The following is a 15,822-nucleotide window of genomic DNA, read 5'->3' as shown; positions in this document are numbered from 1 at the left end:
CCTTGGCAGAGAATGGAAATCCTAATTTAGAAACAGCCCACAGAACAGTCAAGACTTGAAATGCTCTGGCCGCCCACGCATCAGCCGCCCAGATAGGCTTCCTTGACTTTGGGATTTTCCAGCAGTTCCCGGCCCGGACCTTCCAGCACAACCCGGCCCACTTCCAGAATATAGGCGTAATGGGCCACGGAAAGCGCGGCAAAGGCGTTCTGCTCCACCAAGAGCACGGTTTTGCCTTCCGCGTTGATCCGTTTGATGATTTCAAAAATTTCACGCACCAGCAAGGGCGCAAGGCCCAGCGAGGGCTCGTCGAGCATGAGCAGGTCCGGACGACTCATGAGCGCCCGGCCCACGGCCAGCATCTGCTGCTCGCCGCCGGACAGGGTGCCTCCCTTCTGCCAGCTGCGCTCCTTGAGGCGCGGGAAAAGGGTGTAAACCCATTCCAGGTCCGCCGCGATCTCGTCCTTTTCCTTGCGGGAATACGCGCCCAGATAGAGATTTTCCTCCACGCTCAAATGCGGCAGGATGCGGCGGCCCTCGGGCGAAAGGGAAATACCCTTGCGCACCATGCCCTCGGGCTTCAGGCCCATCAGGGACACCGGCTCCTCGCCCTCATGCCGGGTAAAAAGAATTTCGCCGCTGATGGTCTTGTTCAGACCGGCGATGGAACGGATGATGCTGCTTTTGCCCGCGCCGTTGGCCCCGATCAGGGTCACGATGCTGCCGCGCGGAATGGAAAGGCTGACGCCCTGCACGGCCTGGATGCCGCCGTAACGCACATGGAGATCACGTATTTCAAGCATGTTGCACCACCACATCCTCACCCAGGTAGGCGCGGATGACCACAGGATTGTTGCGTACGGATTCGGGATCGCCCTGGGCGATCAGCGCGCCGTACTCCATCACCCAGATATACTGGCACACGCCCATGACAACCTTCATGTCGTGTTCAATGAGTAGAATCGTCAGATTGAATTCGTCCCGGATGTGCCCGATGAAGTGCATCAGATCCAGGCTTTCCTGAGGGTTCATGCCCGCCGCCGGTTCGTCCAGGAGCAAAAGGCGCGGCTCGGTGGCCAGGGCGCGGGCGATTTCCAGGCGGCGCTGGGCCCCGTAAGGCAGGCTGCCCGCCTTTTCGTCCAGTTGGTCGCCCAGATTCACGCGCTCGGCCAGCAGCCGCCCCTTGCGGGCGATCTCCGCCTCTTCCCGGTAGAAACGGGGCAGGCCCAGGGGAGCCATCCACCAGGGGCAATGGCGGCGCACATGGCAACCCACCATGATGTTTTCCAGCACGGTCATCTGGCGCGAAAGCCGGATGTTCTGAAAAGTGCGGGCCATGCCCAGGCGGCAGATATCATAGGGTTTGCGCCCCTTGATGCTCTTGCCCGCGAAAATCACGTCGCCTTCCTGCGGCGTGTAGAAGCCGCTCAGCACGTTGAATACCGTGGTTTTACCGGCGCCGTTGGGGCCGATGATCCCCGCGATGGCCCCCTGGGGGACGGCCAAGGTCAGCTCGCTCACCGCCGTCACCCCGCCGAAGCGCATGGTCACGTCGCGGGCCAGCAGCAGCGCGCCCTCATAGTCGGGCGGCGTGGGCAATGCAAAGCCGCTCATGCCTTATGCCTCCTCAGGAAGGCGAAAATTCTCGTCCAGGTCAGCTCGCGCGTGCCCATGATGCCCTCGCGCCGATAGAGAATGATCGCCAGCAACACCAGTGAAAAGACCACCATGCGCATGCCCGGAATGCCCGGCAGCTCGATGAAGCCCAGATTCATGGGTTCCTCGATGGCCCGCAGCCATTCCAGCAGGATGGTGATCACCGTGGCCCCCAGGATGCTGCCGGTCAGGGAGCCCAGGCCGCCGGCCACCACGAACATGAGCACGTTGAAGGTCAGCAGAAAGTTGAACATCTTCGGGTCGATGGTGGAAAGATGGCTGCCCAGCAGCGCGCCGCCCACGCCCGCGAAAAAGGCCCCGATGCAGAAGGAAAGCACCTTGTAGCGAAAGACGTTGATGCCCATGACGCTGGCCGCGATTTCATTGTCGCGGATGCAGCGCAGCACGTTGCCGAAATTGCTGAAGACCAGACGCGCCAGCACAATAAGAGTAAACAGCGTCCAGCCGTAACAGGCCAGCAGGGTGGCGTGGCTCGGTATGCCCTTGATGCCCAGGGAGCCGTTGGTCACGGCCGTGGCGTTGACGATGAGCACGCGGATGATTTCAGCAAAGCCCAGGGTGGCGATGCCCAGATAGTCGTCGCCCAGGCGCAGCACGGGTACGGCGATCAAAAAGGCGAAAATCATGGCGACAAAGCCGCCGGCCAGCACGGAAGTCCAGAAGGGAGTGAACAATTCGGAGAAAGGCCAGATGATGGGTTCCAGAATCCACATCATTTCTTTCTGCTCGGGCGGCAGGATACACAGTGCCGAGACATAGGCCCCCACGGCGATGAAGCCCGCCTGCCCCAGGGAAAACAGGCCCGTGAAACCGTAAATCAGGTTCAGGGAAAGAGCCAGGATGATATTGATGAAGATCAGCTTGGCGATGTAGATCTGGTAGTCGCCCAGAAAGCTTTCCGCCTGCCAGAGCACACAGCCCAGCAGGAACATGGCCACGATGTTCAGGAGGGTGCTGCGGTTCAGGCGCATCAGATTTTCTCCTCCATGCGTTCGCCCAGCAGGCCCGTGGGTTTGATCAGCAGAACCAGCACCAGCAGCACAAAGGCGAAGGCGTCGCGGTATCCGGAAAGCTCGGGCATGAAAGCCACGGTCATGATTTCCACAAAGCCCAAGGCCACGCCGCCGATCACCGCGCCCTGGATGGAGCCGATGCCGCCGAACACCGCCGCGATAAAGGCTTTCAGGCCGGGCATGATGCCCATGTAGGGATGCACCTGCGGATACCGCAGGGCCCACATGATGCCCGAGGCCGCGGCCAGGGCCGAGCCGATGCAGAAGGTGAAGGCAATGATGTTGTCCACCCGCACGCCCAGCAGACGCGTGGTCTCAATATCCTTGGAAATGGCCCGCATGGCCAGGCCAGGCTTGGTGCGGTAGACGATGTAGAGCAGTATGCCCACCAGCACGGCGGTCATGGTCGGCACGAAGGCCGTCAGGCGCAGGATGCGCAGGCCGCCCACCTGCCATTCCGAAACCAGCCACTCCGGCTGGAGCACGGGCCTGGGCTGTCCGGTAAAGACCACCACGGCGAGGCTTTCTATGAAAAAGGATACCGCAATGGCGCTGATCAGAGCCGAAATGCGCGGAGCGTCGCGCAAAGGCCGGTAGGCCACCCGCTCAATGATCACGCCCAGCAGGCTCGCCCCGGCAATGGACATGATGGCGGCCACGCCCCAGGGCCAGCCGAAGGCGAAGGTGCCGAAAAAGACGAAATACGCGCCCACCATCAGGATGTCGCCGTGGGCGAAGTTGATCAGGCGCAGGATGCCGTAGACCATGGTATAGCCGATGGCGATCAGCGCATAGAGCGAGCCCAGGGTCAGGGCGTTGAAACAGTGCTGCAAAAACATCTCAAGGCTCATGGGCCACCTCTGGGCGCGGCCGTGCCGCGAAGCCCGGACACTGGCGATTCGGCTTCGGGGCAACGGCGATCACAGCGGAAAAAGAGACGACAGAGCCCCGCGACGGCAAGCCGCCGCGGGGCCGAGATACTGCAACCGTTTTACTTGGGCGTCACTTCGCCCACATAGACGCGCTGCCCATTCTTGTATTCGATGATGCCCACAGGCATTTCGGCATCGTGGGTCTTGTTGATGGAGAGCTTGCCCAGAGCGGTGGGCAGATCCTTGGTTTCGGCCAGGGCCTTGGCAATGGCCTGGGGGTCGGCCGAATTGGCGCGCTTGATGGCGTCCACGATCAGGAAGTAGCAGTTGTAGCCCAGAGCGCCGTTCACGTTGGTTTCCTTGTCGGGATAGGCCTTTTTCCAGGCCTCGGTGAAGCGCTTGGCCTCGGGGCTCATGTTGGTCATCTTGGAATCATAGGGGAAGGTGGTGTGCAAAAAGCCTTCCGCGGCCTTGCCGCCCAGCTTGACGGTGTCGGGATTGTCCATGGCGTCAGCGCCCATCAGACGGAAGGTGGCACCCAGTTCGCGGGCCTGCTTCATGATGATGGCGCCTTCGGCGAAGTAGGCGGGCATAAAGACGATGTCGGGCTTTTTGGCGATCAGCTCGGTGAGCTGGGCCGTGAAGTCCTGGTCGCCGGAGCTGTATTTGAGGTTGGCCACCACTTCGCCGCCCAGCTTCTTGAAGGAGCGGGTGAAGAAGCTGGAGAGACCCACGGCATAGTCGTTGGTCATGTCCATAAGCACGGCGGCCTTTTTGAGGCCCAGGTTTTCATAGGCATAGGTGGCCGCGGCAGCGCCCTGATAGGGGTCGATGAAGCAGGCGCGGAAATAGTATTTCTTGCCCTGGGTCACCAAAGGATTGGTGCAGGAGGTGCCCACGCCGGGCACCTTGGCCTTTTCGGCCACTTCAGCGCCGGCCATGGCCAGGGAGGAACCGTAGGTGCCGATAAGGGCCACGACCTTGTCGCGTTCCACCAGGCGTTTCACGGCATTGGCCGCTTCCACCTTGTCGGACTTGTTGTCCACCACCACAAGCTCCACGGGGCGGTCCAGAACCGTGGGCATTTCCTTCTGGGCCAGGCGCACGCCTTCCAGCTCCAGCTGGCCGCCGAAGGCGTTCTGCCCGGTCAGCGGCAGATACACGCCGATTTTAATGGGATCTTTGTCCGCGGCGGACGCGGCCTGCACGCCAAAACCCAGCGAAAGCGTCAACGCGGCCAGCACCGCAAGATGTTTGCCCAGTTTCATCCTAACCCTCCAGGTTGTGCGGTTCACGACACGACAGTCCTGCACGGGCCGTTTCAGCGGCCCGCAACGGCAGTCCTCCCGCCGCTGTGACAGGTATGTGACAGCAAGTATAGACCACTTGGCCTCTTGTCGCAATTCACAAAAAAAGCGGAGATATCAGTGCGTTATTTATACATGGCCGCGTAACGCGCAAAAAGCCGGAGGCTCGGCCGCGAAAAACTGTCCCATTCCGCGGTAAGCTCCAGACCCGGAATCAGAACGCGGACCACGGGCAGATTCAGATCCGTCCGGGTCAGGTCCACATAGAGCGGGCTTTTGCCGTGCCCGGCCAGCACGCTTTCCAGCAAGCGCAGATTGGCCTCGGCCGACGGCAGGCTGTAATCCGGCAGATCTTCCAGCACGCGCTCGGGCAAGCCCGCCAGGCCGGGCCCGGATGCTTTGCCGAAGGGAGCCGGACGCGCCCAGACATAGGGCCAGGGCGTTTCGGTCAGGGCGGCCAGGGCCGCGCGCGCGCCGTTCAGATTGGCGCCGGTGGCCCGCGCCACGGCACCGTCAAGAGCCGTGACGAAACACTGGTACACGGGCAGGCCCAGTTCCGTGGTGAGGTCCTGAAACTGCACGCGGATGCCGCGCGCGGCATAGTCTTCCAAAAGGCTCTGAATGCGCTGGTCGCGGCTTCTGAGAGTAAAGCAGAGCGCCCGGCTGAAGGGCGTGGTGGCCTCGGCGTCCCGTTCCAGAATCTCCGTGATTGCCGCCACTTTGGCCTCGTCCAGACTGTTGCCCGAGGCCAGTCCCGTGGAGCCCCCGGCCAGAAAGAGGCCCGGCTCGTCCAGATTGCAGAACAGAAAAACGGCCTGGGCCGGAACCAGCACTTCCGCGCCGTCCACGGCAAGGGCCGTCAGCCAGTACAGGGGCGCGTCCGGACAAGATGCCTCCAGAGGCAACAGTCCGGGATCAAGCACCGCCCTTCCCTGCGCTTTGAGGTCCGCATAACGGGCTTTGATCAACAACAGGGGCAGCTTGCGGTCCAGCACTTCGCCGCCAATCCCGGCTTGGCCTGGTCCCACGCTGACGTAGGCGCTGGCCCGCTCCACGATTTCCATGGCGTAAGAGGCGCGGGCCTGGGCCAGCGAAAGCCCCCGGCCATAGGCCGTGGCTTGGCCGCGCAGACTGTGGTTCAGACGGCTGTTGCGCACGCTGATGTCCACCTGCCAGGAGCGCAGCAGGGCAATGGGCGAAAGCGAGGCTTCATGCCGCATTTCCGGTCCGGCGATGAAGCCCGCCTCCATCAGGGCGTCCAGGGCGCGCAAAAAAGTTTCCTTGGCCGGAGGCCGTTCCCGAGGCTCCCAGTCTTCGCTTTTCCAGCGGGCATGTTCGCGGGCCAAGATATCGGCGCGCGACGCGAGTTCCTCGGCTCTTGCCGCCAATTCTCGCGGGCAAAACAGCGGGGGGATGTCCGCCTCGTCCGGCCGGGGAAGCGGATGATGGCCGCAGATATTGGCGCGGAACAAAGCGCTCCAGGCTGCGGCGGCCTCCCGGTCGGATTGAAGCGCGGCCCGCAGGTAGACTGTCGGGCTGGCTGGAGCCAGCCGCGCGGCGGCGTCGGCGGGAAAGCCATTGCACACTTCCCGGCAGGCGGGCAGCAGCAAGGCGCATTCCAGCAGCAGACCGGCCAGGGCGGGTCTGATGAAAACATCGGCGGCGGCGTCATAGCAGGTTGCGGCCAGAGAACGCAGCTCGCCCGGACTTTTTTTACTCAGAACCCGCAGAAGATGCTGGTGCAGAAAGTCGTCCAAGGGTGTTGCCTCCAGCCGTTCCAAGGCCGCCTCCAGACTTAGGGAGGACGGCGGTTCGCAGGAGAAATAGCCGGTGGTCGCCAGGGTTTCGGCGTGGGTGTAGGTGTAGTCGATGGGGGAAGGCGCAACAGGCGATCCTTCCGGTGCCGGATAGGGTCCGGATGCTTGGGAATGGCCGGGCATCATGGTTCCTCGCGCGGAACAATAGCTACAAAAAAAGCGGGCCGCATGGGACGGCCCGCTTGTCGCGCAGATATATTCCGGAAATCCCCGGCAGGAGGGATTTCCGGAATAAAAGGCGGATTAACGCTTGGAATACTGGTACCGGGCGCGGGCCGCGCGCAGACCGTACTTTTTACGTTCCTTCTTGCGGGCGTCGCGGGTCAGGAAACCGGCCTTCTTGAGCACAGGGCGCAAAGCCGGGTCCACCAGCAGAAGGGCGCGGGAAATGCCGTGGCGCACGGCCTCGGCCTGACCGGTCACGCCGCCGCCGGCCACATTGACGCGCACGTCCAGCTTTTCAGCCAGCTTGGCCAGCACCAGGGGCTGGCGGATGATCATCTGCAGGGTCTTGCGGGGGAAATACTCCTCAAAGGAGCGCCCGTTAACCGTGATGCCGCCCGAACCGGCGTAAATGCGGGTACGGGCCGTGGCGGTCTTGCGGCGTCCGGTGCCGTATTCAAATTTCTCGCTCATGGCGTGCACTCCTTAGTAAGGCAGGGTCAGCGGCTGGGGATTCTGGGCCATGTGCGGATGCTCGGGCCCGGCATAAACCTTGAGTTTCTTCAATATGGCGCGGCCCAGGCGGTTCTTGGGCAGCATGCCGCGCACGGCGGCCGTCAGAACGCGCGAAGGCTTGTCGGCCAGCACATCGCCCAGGGTCGTGGTCTTGAGGCCACCCACCCAGCCGGAGTGCCGGTAGTATTTCTTGTCGGTCATTTTCGCGCCGGTCACCTTGATCTTTTCACAGTTGACCACCACGATGAAATCCCCGTTATCCATATGCGGGGCGAACTCAGGCTTGTGCTTGCCGCGCAGGCGATGGGCAATCTGGCTGGCCAGACGGCCAAGAACCTGATCCTGGGCATCAACCACAAACCACTGGCGGTCGATGTCTTTGGGGGTAGGGCTGAACGTCTTCATCAGAATGAACTCCTCAGGGTCTGCTGGAATAAGCAGCAAAAAATATACGGCAGCCGTCAGGCTGAAAAAAATTCGTCCAGCGTCGCGCCGTCTAACGGGGGGTGGCGGCAGGACCACTGCAAAGGTCGATTTGATACGCCAAAGGCCGGGACGTGTCAAGCGCTATCCGTGCCTGACAGAGATTTTCCGTCGGCTTCGCAGCGCTTGAGCTTTGTAGCACATGCCCCTATACTTTCGCCATTACTTTTTAAGACCCACAGCCGCGGCCCGCACCACGCCCCGCCGCCGTGCGCGTCTTTAGTTGAGGATACCGTATGCCGGTCATTCGCAAGAGCCTGCTGCAACTGATCTTTTCCGGCGCGTATCTGTTGCGCTGGAACGACAAGCTGCGCCCCGCGGAACTGCTGGAAATCGACAAGCAGGCCCATAAAATGCTGCTGGCCTGCGTGCTCTGGCATGAAAATTCCCGCACGCTGCCGGACGAGCAACGTCTGACCCTGGCGCGCGACATCATTGAAGGCGGTCTGTTCGACTATTTCTATCGCCTGATCATCACGGACATCAAGCCGCCGGTCTTTTACAAAATCAAGGAAAATCCCGCCCACTTCCGCCAGCTCACCGAACATGTGCTGGCCCGGCTTGAGCCGGTGCTCTCCCCGCTGGGAAATTTCTGGGAGCGGATGCGCGCCTGGCACCTCAGGGGCGACGAGAGCGGCCCGGCCCGGCGTATCCTCACCGCGGCCCATCTCTATGCCTCGCAATGGGAATTCCATCTCATCAAGCCGCTCAACGGTTTTGACGATGAAATGGACGAGATCGACGACTCCTTTGTGGAGCGTCTGGATACCTTCCGTGATCTGGAGGGAATGGAGGCCATCCTCACGCCCAACACAGCCCTGGCCCGTTTTGCCAATCTCTGCGGGCAGTTGCGCTTCCAGATCCGCTGGACGCAGGCTCCGCGCATTCCGGCCACTTCGGTGCTCGGGCACATGTTTATTGTGGCGACCTTCGCCTACTTCTTCAGCCTTTCGGTGGACGCCTGCACGGCCAGAGCCAACAACAATTTCTTCTGCGGCCTGTTCCACGACCTGCCCGAACTGTTGACCCGCGACATCATTTCCCCGGTCAAGCAGTCCGTGGCCAGCCTGCCCCTGATCCTCAAAGAATACGAGGAAGCGGAACTGGAGCGGCGCATTTTCCGCCCCCTGCGCGACGAGGGCTTCGCACCCCTGGTGGAACGGATTTCCTACTATCTGGGTCTGGGCGTAGGCTCGGAATTTCAGGAATGCCACCGGGAGGGCGGCAATATCATCAAAGTGGATGGTTTTGAGACCCTTCAGCGTAGTTGCAACGCCGACGCCCTGGACCCCAAGGACGGCCAGATGCTCAAGATCTGCGACTGGCTGGCCGCCTTTCTGGAGGCGCACAGTTCCATCCGCAACGGCGTTTCCTCTCCGCATTTGCAGGAGGCCCAGGCCCGGCTCAAGGCCAAACTTTGTGAAAGCCCGCTGGAATGCCTGCATCTGGGCGCGCTGCTGGCCGACTTTGACTAGGGCCTGTTAACACTATTTGACAAAGAGCGAGTATTCCGTAAGAATGTCTTATGCAAATTACTCGTGAACAATATGAGAGAATCGCTGACTGCTTCCCGCGCCAAAGAGGTAATGTCCATTTTGACAATCTCCAGGTGTTGAATGCGATTCTGTACGTTGCGGAGCATGGGTGTAAATGGCGTGGACTGCCGAAAAATTTTGGCTGTTGGCACAGCATCTACACGCGCATGAACCGCTGGAGCAAGAACGGAGTTCTTGACCGTATATTTGAACGCCTTCAACAAGAGCAGATACTCCGCCTTAAAATAGAAGCAGTTTCTCTCGACAGTACTATTGTTAAAGTTCATCCCGATGGAACAGGGGCCTTAAAAAAACAGGTCCGCAGTCCATCGGAAAGTCCAGAGGCGGCTGGACGACCAAGCTTCATATGGTTGCCGCGAATGCTGAATGCGCGTTGAATTTCAGCCTCACTCCCGGCAACGCCGGCGATGCCCCCGAGGGGCGCAGGCTGCTTGTCCAGTTGGGGCCGATGCCAGCGCCGTGCAGCTTGCTTATGGATGGCGCATATGAGGGTAATGAAACGACTCGCTTGGGACGTGAGTTGGGCTTCACTCCGGTGGTGCCGCCCAATCCCAACCGACTGAAACCGTGGGAGTATGACAAAGAGCTATACAAAAGACGTAATGAGGTAGAACGGCTTTTCAGGAGGCTCAAAGGCTTCCGCCGTGTTTTTACTCGGTTCGATAAGCTCGATGTCATGTTCCTGGCCTTTGTCGTCTTTGCGTTAATTGTTATAGCTCTGAAATAGTGTTAACAGGCCCTAGAGCAGATTGACTTTGAACTTTTACAACGTTCAAAGTTGGCATTCCGGCGAAAAACGCGGTTATCGCTGCTGTCGCTCCTCGTATGGCTCCGTTGTCGCCAACGGGGACAGCCCTTCGGGCTGCCTTCGGTCGCTTCGCCGCAATCCACGCCGCGTTGCTCTTGATGCCTGTACGCCCTTTGGGCTACAGGCACGGCCCTACGGGCCGCCCGTCGGGCCGGTCTTCGCGGCGCGCCGCACCGTGTTCGGCGTTAGAACAATTTCAAAGTAAAATTGCTCCAAGATATTCACTCCGCCATGGCAGTCATGAACAGAACCACCCGCCCTTTGCTTCCGCCGTTGGCGGCGTTTCTGCTGGCCGCGCTCTGCCTCCTGTCGCCCCGCCCGGTGGACGCCCTCTCCGTTTCCAAAAGCCTGCCCCTGTATGCGCGGGATATGGAATTTTACTACCAGAACAAACGCCCCGAAGTGCTGCCCGGCATTCTGCGTTCTTTTGACGGCCAGGGCGTCCTGGCTCAGGGTGAAAAACGGCTGATGGTGGCCGCTTTCCTGGCCGAGGTCCTGCGCGACGACCCTTCCGCGCGCTCCTTGCTTCTGCCGCCGCAGGCCGGGCTGAGCCAAGACGGCAGGCGTACCCTGGCCTGGGTGGCGCATCTGGCCGGGATGCCCGACGAAACGGCCCTGCTGGGCGAACTGCTCAGCCCGGATGACGCCCCGCTGCTGGCCCAGATCCAAAGCAGCCCCGCGTCGCTGGCCCGCTGGGACATCTATGCCGAGAAATCGGTCCTGCAAATGTACTGGGCGGCCTTTCTGGCTTCGGGCAAGGTCGGTTATCTGGACGCCATCATCAATGCCGCCCTGCGCTATGCCCGGCTCAATGCCGGGGGGCGCCAGAACGAAGCGTCCTTTCCGGTCTGCGCGGCGGCGGCCGCCTCGCTCTACGAACTGGCCCCGCGCCATGCCTTGGTGCGCTCTCGTCTGGAGCAGGCCCTTCAGGGGCGGACCGGACCGGAGGCAGACACCCTGCGGATTATTCTGCGCCAACAGCGGCCCGCCGGTTCCTGACGCGATTCCCTTTTGCGCCGTTGCTCCTTCCCAGCCGGGACTTATATGGAGGGGAAGGAGTTTCGCCATGACCTCACTGAAAAGCATGGAAGCGCGCCTGCAGGCGCAGTCCGCGCTCCATTTTCTTCCTTATATAGGCCCGGAATACGGCGCTGCCGCGCCACGGATCGCCATGCTGGGCGAAGCGGCGCACGGCCCGGCCCCGGCTGGGCAGAACCGGAGCTTCGTCCGTTCCGTGGTGCGCACCGCTTTGGACGAGAGCGCCAAGGGCATGAAGGGCGACCACTGGATCCGCTATATCCGCAATATTGAAGCCATGCTCGGCGGCCGGGAGTACGGCGCGCCGGAACACTGTTGGCAGAAGCTGGCCTATGCCGTCTTTTTTCAAAGGATCAAGACCAATCCCGGCGACGGGCACACGCCGGAGGACATCCGCCGGGGCCGGGAGGCCTTTTCCGCCCTTCTGGATATCCTTGCGCCCGATTATCTCATCGTCTGGGGCCAGACTTTGCTGAAGAACGGCTGGCTGCCTCAGGAAGGACTGACCACGCTGGAAGTCTCCCTGCCGCTCTACGTCTACGCCGACCATCCGCATACCCTGATCTGGCAGTGCCATCATCCGTCCCGCGATTTCAGCTATCGGAACGAACACACGCGCTGGCTGGCCGTGCAAAAGACGGCGGCAGCCCGTGACGGGGCGTCTTAAACCTCAAAACGCTTGGGACAGGCCAGACAGCAGGCGTCCGGCGCGTTGTGCGCCAGCGCGGCGCGGAACCCGCCGAACGCTTCGCTGTTCCACACCGCCCAGGGATCGTCGTCAAGAACGTTGCCGAAGACCCGACGGCGCGGCTCGTCCCGGTCAGCGGGCACATTGAGGTAGACGCAGGGCGAAAGCGCGCCGTCGGCATCCACGTACAGGCTGCGGGCCACGTTTTCGCGGCATCCTCCGGCGTCCGCCAAAGGCCGGGGGCCCGGCAGGGCGTAATGGATTTCCCTCCCGTCCTCCTCGGCCTGCGCGGCGGCGCGCTCCAGCACGGCACGGGCGCGGGCGATCTTGTCCGTCTCTTCCGAAGCGAAGGCCAGGGCGGCCTGTTCCGGCGCGGCGATATAGTCCAGCGTACTGATCACGGCCGTGCGCACGTCCAATTCGGCCATCAGCCGAGGCAGCCCGGCTGCGGCGTCTATTCTGTCGGCCAGCAGCAGATAGGCCAGATGGACTTCCAGGGCCGTCTCCTTCCGCGCGTCCGAAGCATGCTGAGCGGCCCGGACCAGGCGGACGGCCTCGCAGACCCGCTCAAAGGGCACGCCGGACCGCGCCGCATTGGAGGCCGCGTCCGTGCCCGCCAGAGAAAAAGCCAGCATGTCCATGCCGCTTTGCACAATGCGCGCGGCTAGGTCCGCATCCATGCATAGGCCGCAGGAGGTGCTGGACACCTGACAGCCCGCCTTGCGGGCCAAGGCCGCGAAATCAAAAAAGCGCGGGTGCAGCAGGGGTTCCCCCCAGCCCTGGAGATGCGCCCGGCCAGAGCGGCGCAGCAAGGGCCAAAGGGCCGCGAAAACAGCATCCGGCATGTGGCGCGACCGCCAGAAGGCGGCCTGAGTGGTATGCGGACAATAGACGCAGCGCCCGGCACAGCAGGAGGTCACTTCCACCTGCACGCAGTCCAGAGGACGACGCTCGCCCAGCAGCAATTCCCGCAGGCGTTCGCCCAGACCGGGCGCGCGGAAGGCCGGATTTCGCAACGGATCATTCCCGATCATGACAAGCCCTCCGTAATCAGCGTCCCAGCAGGCGCGCCAGCCAGCTCTTTTTTGCCGCCCGCACGGACCAGCCGGTTTCCACACAGGGCAGAAAAAGGCTTGCCCCCCACTTTTTCTTGAAAAAAGCCACGCCCGGATGAATGCCCAGGCCCAGATTGAGCAGGCCGTGCCCGCGCGCTTCCGCTTCGGCCGCCAGGGCCGCCAACAGCGCGTCCGCCGTGCCCGGCGGCGCGTCCGGACAGCGAAAGGCGAACATGTAAAACGCGGTGGAAAAGGACGAGTAATCGCCGATGGCACATCCAGCCAAGCCGCCGTCCCGGCAGCGGGCGGAAAACAGACGGGCCTGCGGCGCGGCGGCCAGGTACGCTTCCAGCTGCCGGAAAATATGCACGCTGCCCGGCTCCAGAGCACGGGCGCGGCAGAAATCTTCCACCAGGGCCGCGTGCTCCGCTGTCCAGCAGTCCGGGCCGCCGCTCTGCTCCACCGTGATGTCCCGCGCGGCCCGGCGCAGCATGTTCCGCAGCTTCAGGCCCACAGGGGGCACAGGCAGGGGCAGGGACCAGTAGGCGTCTTCCCGGCTCTCGGCCCCGGACGGCGCGGCGGCCGGGCGCGCGGCGGCCAGAACCGTAATTCGGGACAGATCGGGCACGGTCAGGGCTTCACGCACGGCCGCGTCCACGGCCGCCGTATCGCGCGGGTCATGCAGCGGGTAGCCCACAAGCACCACCTCGCCTTCGCCCGTGTGCCCCACACAGCCGCCGAACAGGCGGGGCCGCAGACCGGACACGGCCCCCACATAGGGCAGAAGCTGTTCCGGCGTCACGGCCTGCGCCGTCACGCGGGCCAAACCGCCGGACAGCCCACCGTACAGGCCGCGCGCCGGATTTTTTGCGTCCCCGAACGGCGTCACCAGCGCACCTCCGCGTCTCCGCGCCAAAGCGCGCGCAGTTTGTGCCCAAGGCCGGGCAGGCAACGGCGCACCCGGAAGCCGTCTTCCGCCAGCATGCGGCGCAGATTGACCAGATGAGCCGCGCCCACGAAAACCACGCACCGGCCTTCTTCCAGATATGGCCGCATGCGCTCCCGGAAGCGTTGATCGCGGACATTGACCACATATTCCGTGCGGGTGGGAAATTCCGCGCTGGAACCCATCATCCGCTCAAGATCCCCGGCCAGATAGGCGCGCATGTTCCGGCGGGACTGGGCCTTCCAGCCTTCGCAGGCCCGGAAAAAACGTAACACCCGCTCCACAGGCACCGACTCCAGCGAGGCCAGCTGTTCTTCCAGATTTTCCATGCCGATCACGTTCTTGCCCATATTGTGGGCGATGCGCCAAGCCTCCATATCCACGGAACCACACCAGCCCTGCCGCTCCAGAAAGGCAGTCCAGAGAGAGAAAAAGGCGCACCAGGGCCGGGCATGGCGCAACAGCCAGCGCACGTCCGCCTTGCGCGCGGCTTCCATGCCCAGCCAGCGGACCAGCGGGCCCTCCGGGCCGCGCACCACCCGTTCCAGGCGACGGATTTCCTCCTCGGCGAGCATTTCCAGCAGCGCTTTGTGCTCCGGCGGCAACCGTTTGCCCGCCTGGTCCACGGCGGCCAGGGCGTCCTCGTCCAGCGGGCCTTCGAACAGCACGTTGTCCACCTTGCGGAACAAGCGGATAAAGGACGTCTCAAAGGAATAGCAGAAGAAGTGGGCCGTGCCGCCAAGCCAGGACACTCTGCCGTTTTTTTCCACTTCCCAGAGCATGGCAAAGGGACGCTGGTCGGGCCGCGCGTTCTCCGGCGACGGCAGTGACGGCGAGGGTGCGGCAACGGCTCGCAGCAGGGCCAGGGTCAATGCGCGGGCCGTATCGTTGCGCGCGGCACGCGGTTTTTCCTCCCAGGCGGCCATGACATAGGGCAGATAGGGCCTGCCGCCCCATTTGCGCTTGAAGCGCAAAATACCTTCATTGACGCCCAGGCCCAGGTGCACGTAGCGCTTGCCCGCCCGGCGGGTCTTTTCCAGCATGGCCGCGAACAGCAGGTCCGCCGCGTGGGGCGTATACTGCGCGCGGGAATGCGCGCCGAGCACATAGGAGCAGAATTTTTCCGGCGCGTCGTCCAGCAGCAGGCAGGCGGCAAGGCGGCCATCCTGATCCCAGGCGTTGAGCAGGCACAGCGCGCCGTCCGCTTCAGCCAGAGCCTCGGGAGTACGGGCGTACAGTTCGCGTACATGCGGGGCCAGCGGCCTGGCCTCTTTCCGGTCCGCGCGCCCCATAAACTCCGCCCAGAGCCGCCGATGGGCCGGAGTGAACTCGCGGCCCTCCTCCACCCGCAGCGCGGCAGCCGCGCGGCGCAACACGCCGCGCAGCCGGGCCGGGGGCTCGGCCCGCGCCGAAAGCAGATAATAACGGTCGCGATCGACAATATGAGGATGCAGACGCGGCGGCAGATCCGGACCCACGGCCCAGCAGCTCACGGCCCCGCTTTTCTCCAGGGCTTCGTCCAGGGCCGCCTCAAAGGCCGTGTGGCTGTATTTGCCGCGCAGGGGATAGGCCACGGCCATGAGCCAGTCCTCGGCGGCCCAAAAAAGATACGGCCCCACACGAAAGGGCGCACCCCGCGACATGGCCCGCATGAGCGGCAGAGAATGCTCCGGCACGCGGGCCAGGGCGTTGATACGGGCAAGAAATTCGGTTTCCATACAGTTACAAAAAATGTTTTCCCAAGCTCTGTTTCAGGCGTTGCCTCTCCGTTTTGCCTCTCCCAAGAGGCATTTTGTCTTTTGGCAAGGAAAGGAGCGTGCGCGGGCCAGGGATAGTACTCTTATGTACAGCCCTGGCCCGCGCACGCTCCTTTGACGCAGTCCA

At 62.7% G+C, this 15,822-nt stretch carries 15 protein-coding genes; 4 read left to right on the top strand and 11 right to left on the bottom strand.

The annotated features are described in order from the left end of the window. Positions 1-80: 80 nt before the first annotated feature. The 8 genes from HMPREF0326_RS12320 to rplM form a co-directional block, all read right to left on the bottom strand. Positions 81-803: an ABC transporter ATP-binding protein gene (locus tag HMPREF0326_RS12320; protein ID WP_008684931.1), complete on the bottom strand. Its 723-nt coding sequence runs from the start codon at positions 801-803 to the stop codon at positions 81-83. After that, entirely contained in the window at positions 796-1,614 is an 819-nt protein-coding gene (locus HMPREF0326_RS12315) for an ABC transporter ATP-binding protein (RefSeq protein WP_008684933.1), read from the bottom strand. Before HMPREF0326_RS12315 ends, HMPREF0326_RS12320 begins: the two co-directional genes overlap by 8 nt. After that, a complete protein-coding gene (locus HMPREF0326_RS12310; RefSeq protein WP_020990580.1) occupies positions 1,611-2,648 on the bottom strand; it encodes a branched-chain amino acid ABC transporter permease in 1,038 nt (345 codons plus the stop codon). The genes HMPREF0326_RS12315 and HMPREF0326_RS12310 overlap by 4 nt, the downstream gene beginning before the upstream one ends. Beyond that, positions 2,648-3,541 carry a branched-chain amino acid ABC transporter permease gene (locus HMPREF0326_RS12305; RefSeq protein ID WP_008684938.1) on the bottom strand — a complete coding sequence of 298 codons (894 nt, stop codon included), beginning with the start codon at positions 3,539-3,541 and terminating at the stop codon, positions 2,648-2,650. The genes HMPREF0326_RS12310 and HMPREF0326_RS12305 overlap by 1 nt, the downstream gene beginning before the upstream one ends. A gap of 140 nt (positions 3,542-3,681) precedes the next feature. Beyond that, positions 3,682-4,830, bottom strand: coding sequence for an ABC transporter substrate-binding protein (locus tag HMPREF0326_RS12300; RefSeq protein WP_008684939.1), 1,149 nt, complete (start codon positions 4,828-4,830; stop codon positions 3,682-3,684). A gap of 164 nt (positions 4,831-4,994) precedes the next feature. Continuing rightward, complete coding sequence (locus HMPREF0326_RS12295) at positions 4,995-6,809, bottom strand: YcaO-like family protein (RefSeq protein ID WP_008684941.1); 1,815 nt, start codon at positions 6,807-6,809, stop codon at positions 4,995-4,997. 120 nt (positions 6,810-6,929) lie between these two features. Continuing rightward, positions 6,930-7,322, bottom strand: coding sequence for a 30S ribosomal protein S9 (rpsI, locus tag HMPREF0326_RS12290; RefSeq protein WP_008684943.1), 393 nt, complete (start codon positions 7,320-7,322; stop codon positions 6,930-6,932). A gap of 12 nt (positions 7,323-7,334) precedes the next feature. Beyond that, positions 7,335-7,769: a 50S ribosomal protein L13 gene (rplM, locus tag HMPREF0326_RS12285; RefSeq protein ID WP_008684945.1), complete on the bottom strand. Its 435-nt coding sequence runs from the start codon at positions 7,767-7,769 to the stop codon at positions 7,335-7,337. 314 nt (positions 7,770-8,083) lie between these two features. Here rplM and HMPREF0326_RS12280 point away from each other — a divergent pair, with 314 nt between their 5' ends. From HMPREF0326_RS12280 to HMPREF0326_RS12260, 4 genes are all read left to right on the top strand, one after another. Then, positions 8,084-9,322 carry an HD domain-containing protein gene (locus HMPREF0326_RS12280; RefSeq protein ID WP_008684947.1) on the top strand — a complete coding sequence of 413 codons (1,239 nt, stop codon included), beginning with the start codon at positions 8,084-8,086 and terminating at the stop codon, positions 9,320-9,322. Between the two features lie 50 nt (positions 9,323-9,372). Continuing rightward, positions 9,373-10,130, top strand: a protein-coding gene (locus HMPREF0326_RS16895) for an IS5 family transposase (RefSeq protein WP_147568319.1) whose coding sequence is annotated in 2 segments (ribosomal slippage) — positions 9,373-9,697 and positions 9,697-10,130 — 759 coding nt in all. Because the reading frame shifts where the segments join, the coding sequence is not laid out codon by codon here. 321 nt (positions 10,131-10,451) lie between these two features. Beyond that, positions 10,452-11,210: a translation initiation factor 2 gene (locus tag HMPREF0326_RS12265; protein WP_232221557.1), complete on the top strand. Its 759-nt coding sequence runs from the start codon at positions 10,452-10,454 to the stop codon at positions 11,208-11,210. A 67-nt stretch (positions 11,211-11,277) separates the two neighbouring features. Beyond that, the gene (locus HMPREF0326_RS12260) at positions 11,278-11,916 is read left to right on the top strand and encodes a hypothetical protein (RefSeq protein ID WP_008684955.1); all 639 of its coding nucleotides are present in this window, start codon (positions 11,278-11,280) and stop codon (positions 11,914-11,916) included. On the opposite strand, the gene HMPREF0326_RS12255 is transcribed toward HMPREF0326_RS12260, so the two are convergent. Genes HMPREF0326_RS12255 through HMPREF0326_RS12245 form a run of 3 tightly spaced genes read right to left on the bottom strand, consistent with a single transcriptional unit; the run spans position 11,913 to position 15,656 of the window. Continuing rightward, positions 11,913-12,971 carry a radical SAM/SPASM domain-containing protein gene (locus HMPREF0326_RS12255; RefSeq protein WP_008684956.1) on the bottom strand — a complete coding sequence of 353 codons (1,059 nt, stop codon included), beginning with the start codon at positions 12,969-12,971 and terminating at the stop codon, positions 11,913-11,915. The genes HMPREF0326_RS12260 and HMPREF0326_RS12255 overlap by 4 nt on opposite strands. A 16-nt stretch (positions 12,972-12,987) precedes the next feature. After that, a complete protein-coding gene (locus tag HMPREF0326_RS12250; RefSeq protein WP_008684957.1) occupies positions 12,988-13,881 on the bottom strand; it encodes a hypothetical protein in 894 nt (297 codons plus the stop codon). Continuing rightward, the gene (locus HMPREF0326_RS12245) at positions 13,878-15,656 is read right to left on the bottom strand and encodes a TraB/GumN family protein (RefSeq protein ID WP_020990579.1); all 1,779 of its coding nucleotides are present in this window, start codon (positions 15,654-15,656) and stop codon (positions 13,878-13,880) included. Before HMPREF0326_RS12245 ends, HMPREF0326_RS12250 begins: the two co-directional genes overlap by 4 nt. Positions 15,657-15,822 lie beyond the last annotated feature (166 nt).

Origin of the sequence: Desulfovibrio sp. 3_1_syn3 (assembly GCF_000145315.2) — a bacterium.
Lineage (GTDB): Bacteria > Desulfobacterota > Desulfovibrionia > Desulfovibrionales > Desulfovibrionaceae > Desulfovibrio > Desulfovibrio fairfieldensis.
The sequence above is the reverse complement of the archived record's forward strand: the minus strand, read 5'-3'. Positions and strand labels throughout refer to the sequence as shown.